Raw genomic sequence first — 7,147 nt, forward strand, 5'->3', positions numbered from 1 at the left:
CTATTTAATTAGTAATGCAATAAGCAAGATTTATACCCAAACCTTGCTATTGCGTCTAGCTTTATTCCTTTAGCAAGCATCAATAGCGTTTTTAACACGCTTATCTGAAACTGGGTAAGGCGTACCGAGCTGCTGTGCGAAGAAGCTTACACGAAGCTCTTCTATCATCCAACGCACCTCTTTTACATTTTCTGGAACCGCGATCCCTTTTGGAATCTTATTGAGCAGCTCTTTGTAATCGTTCATTACTGACTCAACTTTGATCATATGAAGACGATCTTTGTTCGGGTCAATCGGCAGTTTTTCCATACGGCGCTCAATGGCTTTCATATAGCGTAGAATATCCGGCAGACGTTTCCACCCACATTCTGTGGCAAACCCCTTAAAAATCAAACCTTCTACCTGAGCTTTTATGTCAGAAAGTGCGAATGCCATAGAAAGATCGACACGTCCCTTCAGTTTCTTACTGATGCTGAATGCCGTGGTTAAGATGGTTTCAACCTGTTGAGCAATCTCAACTACGCTGTCACCCAACTCTGCACGTACGTGTTCTTTCAGTGCTTCAAACTGCTCTGGCTCCCAAACCAAACCGCCCTTCTCTTCAATCAACTTATCAATACCACAAGCGATACAGTCATCGATCAAATCGAGAACCTGGCCGTATGGGTTGAAATACAAGCCAAGCTTAGATTTGTTCGGCAAGTTAGAGTGCAAGTATTTGATCGGTGATGGCACGTTCAACAGGATTAAACGACGCTGACCCGATTTCATTGCTGAGATCTGCTCTTGCTCGGTTTCGAACAGTTTGATCTCTACGCTGTCTTTAGTATCCACCAGCGCCGGGAAGGCTTTAACATCGTAGCCGCCACGCTTCTGCTGGTAGACTTTTGGTAACTCACCAAAGCTCCACGTATGCAGGTTCTGTTGTTCAATGTCATCGTCTGCCACTTTAGAAAGCGTTTCTTGAACCTTGTCTTTCAGGCTTTCTTTCAGCTCATGTAAGTCTTTCTGTTCTTTCAGCTTACGCTTACGATGATCTACAGCGCGGAATGTTACCTTTAAGTGCTCTGGGATCTGGTCTAACTTCCAGTCATCACGTACCACTTCCACACCTGTCATGCGGCGCAACTCTTTCTCAAGAGAATCCAACAACGGCGCTTCTAACGGTGTAACACGAGCCAAGAACGCATCCGCGTAGTTTGGCGCAGGCACAAAGTTACGGCGTAGCGTTTTTGGTAGTGACTTAATCAGGCTAATCACCAACTCCTGACGCAGGCCTGGGATCTGCCAATCAAAACCGTTCTGGTCGATTTGGTTCAAGATAGGCAGCGGAATGTGTACCGTTACACCATCGTTGTCGTCGCCCGGCTCAAATTGGTAGCTCAGCTTCAGCTTGATACCATTTTGATGCCAGAAGTTCGGGTAATCCAAATCAGTAACGTGACTAGCATCACCTCGGAACAGCATCGACTTTTCGAAGTTAAGCAACTCAGGTGTTTTCTGACTGGTCTTCTTCCACCATGTATCGAAGTGACGGCCTGAAACCGCTTCTTCACCCACACGTTGGTCATAAAAGTCGAACAGTTCATCATCGTCGATCAAGATGTCACGACGACGCGATTTATGTTCTAGCTCTTCGACTTCTTGCAGTAGCTTACGGTTTTGCTTGAAGAAGGCGTGTTTAGTTTCCCACTCACCTTCTACCAACGCGCTGCGCACGAACAACTCACGGCTGACAGTGGCATCAATCGCTCCGTAGTTCACTAAACGTTTAGGGATGATTGGAATTCCGTAAAGCATCACTTTCTCGTGTGCCATTACTGCCGCTTGCTTCTTCGACCAATGTGGTTCGCTGTAGCTGCGCTTAATCAGGTGTTTCGCTAGTGGTTCAATCCATTCAGGCTGAATCTTCGCGATAACACGACCCCAAAGTTTTGAGGTTTCTACCAGCTCAGCAGACATGATCCACTTAGGTTGTTTCTTAAATAGGCCAGACGCTGGGAAGATATGGAAGCGCGCATTACGAGCACCTTGATATTCATTCTTCTCTTGGTCTTTCATACCTATGTGCGAAAGCAGGCCTGATAGCAGAGACATGTGAATGCCATCGTAGCTACCCGGTTCTGTATTCAATTTGGTATCCAATTCACGCATTGCTTGGTGAATTTGGAAGTACACATCTTGCCATTCACGGATACGTAAATAGTTCAGGTAATCTTGCTTACACTGTTTGCGGAACTGGTTACTCGACAGCTCTTTTTGTTGCTGCTTAACGTAATCCCATAGGTTCACAAACGTGATGAAGTCAGACTCTTTGTCGAAGAAGCGCTTGTGCTTATCGTCAGACGATTGTTGCTTGTCTGATGGACGCTCACGCGGATCTTGAATCGACAATGCAGAAGCAATTACCATTACTTCGTGCAAACAGCGGTTGCTTGGCGCTTCAATCACCATACGCGCTAAACGTGGATCAATCGGCAGCTTAGCGAGCTTACGACCAATTGCCGTTAGCTTCTTCTTATCGTCGCCATGATTCTTGTTTTTGTTCGCAGCCGGTTCAGCTGTCGCGATTGCACCAAGCTCTTCAAGCAGTCTTACACCATCTTGAATGTTGCGCTTATCTGGCGCTTCAACAAATGGGAATGCTTGAATGTCGCCTAGGCCTAGCGCTGTCATCTGAAGGATAACGGATGCTAGGTTAGTACGAAGGATCTCAGGGTCAGTAAACTCTGGGCGTGATTCGAAATCTTCCTCAGAGTACAGACGAATACAGATACCTTCCGCAACACGACCACAACGACCTTTACGTTGGTTCGCACTCGCTTGAGACACAGGCTCAATCGGTAGGCGTTGTACTTTAGTACGGTAGCTGTAACGGCTAATACGCGCCGTACCCGGGTCGATGACATACTTGATGCCAGGAACGGTTAACGAGGTTTCAGCCACGTTGGTCGCAAGAACGATGCGTCGACCAGTATGAGACTGGAAGATTCGGTTCTGTTCGCCCGCCGATAAACGCGCGTAAAGCGGAACAATCTCAGTATCACGCAGGTTACGTTTACTTAACGAATCGGCCGTGTCACGAATTTCACGTTCACCGTTCATGAAGATCAAGATATCGCCTTGCCCTTCATCACAAAGCTCATCCACCGCTTCAAAGATGCCTTCGATTTGGTCACGATCTGAATCACTTTCATCACCACCTAATGGGCGGTAACGCGTATCTACAGGGTACGTTCGACCTGATACTTCAATGATAGGTGCATTGTTAAAGTGCTTCGAGAAACGCTCTGGATCGATGGTCGCCGATGTAATGATAACTTTAAGATCAGGACGCTTTGGCAAAAGCTCTCTTAAGTAACCCATGATGAAGTCAATGTTCAGACTGCGTTCGTGGGCTTCATCGATGATGATGGTGTCGTATTGACTTAAGAAACGGTCATGCTGAATTTCCGCCAGTAGAATACCGTCGGTCATCAATTTGATTTGTGTTTTATCAGATATTTGGTCGTTAAAACGAACCTTATAACCAACAAAATCACCCAGCTGTGTTTCCATCTCTTCTGCGATGCGGTTTGCAACCGAACGAGCCGCAAGACGACGAGGCTGAGTGTGACCAATTAAGCCAAAGCGGCCACGGCCAAGCTCAGAACAAATCTTTGGTAACTGAGTGGTTTTACCCGAGCCCGTTTCACCCGCCACGATAACCACTTGGTTTTCAGAAATGGCTTTCGCAATATCATCGCGCTTTTGGCTAACAGGGAGAATCTCTGGGTATTCGATGGTTGGTTTGTGCGAGGCACGCTGATTTGCCGTCATCATTGACTTGGCAATGTCTAACGCTATCTCATCGAAGACAACGTTTTTAGATTGTTCGTTTTTAATTCTACTCGCACCAGCAATTCGCTTACTCAGACGGAAGCGATCGCGCATCATACATTCGTTGAGCGCTTTACGAAGAGAAGCTGGGCTATTTTGAGATGCTTTTGTATTGGCTGCTGAATGATCGGCAGGTTTAGCTTTTGATTGCTTAGCAGGTCGGTTCGATGCAGGCTTATTCGATTTCGCTTCGTTCTGTGGAGAACTTGGCTGTGCTGCATTCTTGTTGTTGTCTGCTTTTTCCGGAGACGAAGTCAAAGCGTGTCCTATTCTTGTACTTATTAAACTCGCGCGATTGTACCATAAAGGACGGTAACGAGTTAACACAAAGCAAGGGTAATTAGCGGCCTAAACGTTCGAGAAATCAATGAGAACAAGGTGTTAAATGGTCGTTTTTCGTACTTGAAAGCTGGGAAAATTATAGATGTACCATCAAAAACATCATGGAAGAATGTTGGCTTAGGTTGCCTAAACCAACATTGATAAGAGCATGGTAAAAACAAGTTACGAATGGATACAAATATTTAAAAAGCAACAACTAAAAATATATAACCTTACTCGTCACATATAAAAATAGTTATATTCCCGTCGAAAGTGGAATGAGTTAACACTCCAAGTTTATCGCATTCTTATTTAATATTATGGATTTATCTACAGGCTTCATTAGATAATTCATTACAGTTATCGAAAATAACAGAGCAGCATAAGCCAAATAAGTATTTTCAGGCGACCCAGAAACTGAAGCGAGTATACCTCCGAAGAAACCTGATACACCCCACGCAGAATAGAGTATTCCAAAGTTAGTTCCATACGATTTTAAACCATAATCAACCGCGGTAACTGGAGGGAATACCCCAAACAAAGCGCCATAAGACATCGCACCAATAGAAATTCCTATCATTAAAGGGATAGTGGTTTCAATCGTTGTGAATAACACCATATTGACAGCCTGTAACATGAATATTAGCCCTAACGTATGAACGCGTCCTATCTTATCAAAAACCAATCCCCCAATAACTCGCCCTGCGGTATTAAAGATCGCTAATAAAATGATACCTAATGCAATTTCCTCGGATGTTAATCCTATGGATTTACTGACGTTACCAATTGAACCAATGAGCATGATGCCAGCTGCAGATGACACCATGAACATTAGCCATATTTGGTAAAATTGAGGGGTTTTCAGCATATCTAACCATTGAATATTTACATCCACTCCAGATTCTACCGCTTGCCCGCCCGTTTCTTCAGCTACGTATCCTTTGGGTGGATTAACAAGAAATGATGCCATTGGGATCATAAAAAATAGGCCTACACCAAGGATCTTAAAAGTATCTAAGATGCCATAATGGTCTATCAGGACTGTTGATAGTGGTGCTAAATACAGAGCTGCCATCGCAAAGCCACCAGCAGTTAAACCGCTAACGAGTCCCTTTCTATTTTCTGGCCACCACTTCATTGTACATGGGCCAATGCAGGCATAGGCAAAGCCCATTCCAGCTCCCACCATACACCCGAACGTAACCTGTAATTCCGCCAATGTTGAGGCATAACCAGAAGCTAAGAGCCCTGTTCCGACAAGAAATACACCAAGTATTGTTACTTTTCTTGGCCCTATTTTATCTTGCCAGACTCCAGCTAAAAACAAGCTTACCGAAAATGCAAAAACAGAAGTCTGGTATGGCCCATCGACATCTTTAGGGTCAACACCTAGCGCTTCAGCTAAAGGTTCACTGAATACGCCCCATACATATAGGATACCGATGGATAGGTTTACGATTAAACCTATCACTAGTATTTTAAATGGTTTACTAATCAATTTAACCTCAACAATCAGCGGTTTATGAACAGTCGTTAGAAATAATAACTTTTAACGATTTATGGTCAGAAGCATGCGTAAATGTAGAATAGGCTTGTTCTGATTCTGATAACTTAAACTGATGGCTAATCAATTGTTTAGGCTCCAAGTGGCCTGCCCTAATCTGCTTAATTAACATTGGAATTGTGTTGGTATGAACCATGCCAGCCGTCATAGTGAAATTTCGCTTCCACATATCTTCAAGGTTTATCGTGGCCGACTTGCCATGAACGCCAAGGACAGCAATGTTACCACCTGGGCACACAAGTTTTTGGGACATATCCCAGCCAGCTGGAATACCGATTGCTTCTATCACAACGTCGACGCCTACATCATCAGTCATGTCTAGAATTTGCTGCACTGCGCTGCCGTCAGAGTTATCAATCGCGTGGGTTGCACCTAATTCTTTGGCAACTTCCAATCTATGAGGGTTAGTATCGATCGCATAGATCTCGCTTGGTGAGAAGAACTTGGAGGTCATTAATGCGGCTAGACCAACAGGGCCACAACCAATCACTGCAACAGAACAGCCCGGTTGAACTTGTCCATCAAGCACACCCACTTCATAGCCCGTAGGAAAGATATCACTCAATAGAACCAGAGAATCGGCATCGATATCATCAGGCACAAGATGCATGCTTGTGTCACCGTAGGGAACTCGGACATATTCAGCTTGGCAACCGTCAATCTCATTACCTAGTAACCAACCGCCGTCTAAGCATTGCCCAAACTTAGAAACTTGGCACATTTTACAGCTGCCGCAAGTGGTAATACATGACACGATTACATGATCACCAGGCTTAAATTTACTCACAAGTTCGCCACACTCTTCCACGATGCCCACGCCTTCATGACCCATAATAGTGCCCGGCTTAAATGTCGAGACATTATTTCTTAATATATGTAAATCCGTACCACAAATAGTGGTTTTTTCAATTTTAACGATGACATCACTTTGCTTAATAATGTTAGGCATCGGGCGCTCTTCTAATTTCGCGCTCTCTTTACCATCAAATACATATGCTTTCATTGTTTCCCTTAATTCACGTTATTGTTATATAAACACAGCGATATAATATAGGTGCAATTTATAAATTATCGTGATCAACTCATCGATTAACAATCGAATAACAAACAAGAAACATAATTAGAGACCAATCAATAATTAACATAATTAGAATAGTCAAAACAATTAAAATTAATGAAAGAAAATGAAGAAATAATTAAATAAATTCAATTTATTAATTACACAACCATCAATATTTAATTTAAACACCCTCGCCTTATTTACATATATCGAGCCCCGAATGATTTAATTAATAGGTAGAGCTCAATTCACACATCCTCAGCGTGAAAACAGACTTAAAGATCATAAAAAATGCCGCTCATTTAGGGCTTTGTTGCGTAATT

General features: G+C 43.6%; 3 protein-coding genes. All 3 read right to left on the minus strand.

Translation table 11 applies throughout. The features are described from left to right. Positions 1-69: 69 nt before the first annotated feature. The gene (gene hrpA / locus BCT49_RS04465) at positions 70-4,137 is read right to left on the minus strand and encodes an ATP-dependent RNA helicase HrpA (RefSeq protein ID WP_102434309.1); all 4,068 of its coding nucleotides are present in this window, start codon (positions 4,135-4,137) and stop codon (positions 70-72) included. A gap of 346 nt (positions 4,138-4,483) precedes the next feature. Then, positions 4,484-5,698, minus strand: coding sequence for an L-lactate MFS transporter (locus BCT49_RS04470; RefSeq protein WP_102434310.1), 1,215 nt, complete (start codon positions 5,696-5,698; stop codon positions 4,484-4,486). 22 nt (positions 5,699-5,720) lie between these two features. After that, positions 5,721-6,767: an alcohol dehydrogenase catalytic domain-containing protein gene (locus BCT49_RS04475; RefSeq protein ID WP_102434311.1), complete on the minus strand. Its 1,047-nt coding sequence runs from the start codon at positions 6,765-6,767 to the stop codon at positions 5,721-5,723. Positions 6,768-7,147: the final 380 nt, after the last annotated feature.

The sequence above is a fragment of the Vibrio lentus genome (assembly GCF_002875945.1).
Taxonomy (GTDB): Bacteria; Pseudomonadota; Gammaproteobacteria; order Enterobacterales; family Vibrionaceae; genus Vibrio; species Vibrio apostichopi.